Source organism: Catenovulum sp. 2E275 (assembly GCF_025515275.1).
GTDB lineage: Bacteria > Pseudomonadota > Gammaproteobacteria > Enterobacterales > Alteromonadaceae > Catenovulum.
The window spans coordinates 1-561 of the sequence record NZ_JAOPFU010000124.1 but is presented as its reverse complement, the minus strand read 5'-3'; the positions used below and the strand labels follow the sequence as shown (position 1 = coordinate 561).

The window sequence follows — 561 nt, the reverse complement described above, 5'->3', positions numbered from 1 at the left end:
TCCAGCAGTCAGCAGATGGCATAGTAGCCAAACGCCCATCGTAATGGATGGGACATGGTGAAGGCCTGAACATTTAACCGAAGGAATACTTCATGTCTTACTTACATAACGATACGCCACCGCCCTGTGGTTCTGGTATGCAGCGTAATGCATTACAATCAACCTTCAACTTTGATTTATTCGAACAAGTCTTATCAAACGATAATCTTCAACATGCATGGAAGCAAGTTAAAGCCAATAAAGGCGCAGCAGGTGTTGATGGGATGAAAACAGACCAGTTTATCGATTGGGCCAAACAACACTGGAAACAGTGCAAGACTCAATTGAGCAATGGCACATATCGCCCACAACCCGTTAAACGTGTTGAAATTGATAAACCTGATGGGGGCAAACGACAACTCGGTATACCCACTGTGGTTGACCGAGTGATTCAACAAGCCATTACTCAGGTTCTATCGCCCATCATTGATAACAGCTTTGGTTTTAGGCCAAACCGTAACGGCCAACAGGCAGTGAAGCAAGTACAACAAATCATTAAATCTAAACGCAATATTGCGGTAG

1 pseudogene is annotated in these 561 nt (G+C 44.0%); it reads left to right on the top strand.

The window, feature by feature from the left end:
* Positions 1–92 precede the first annotated feature (92 nt).
* Positions 93–561: pseudogene (locus N7931_RS19350) on the top strand (reverse transcriptase domain-containing protein); the annotation flags it as partial.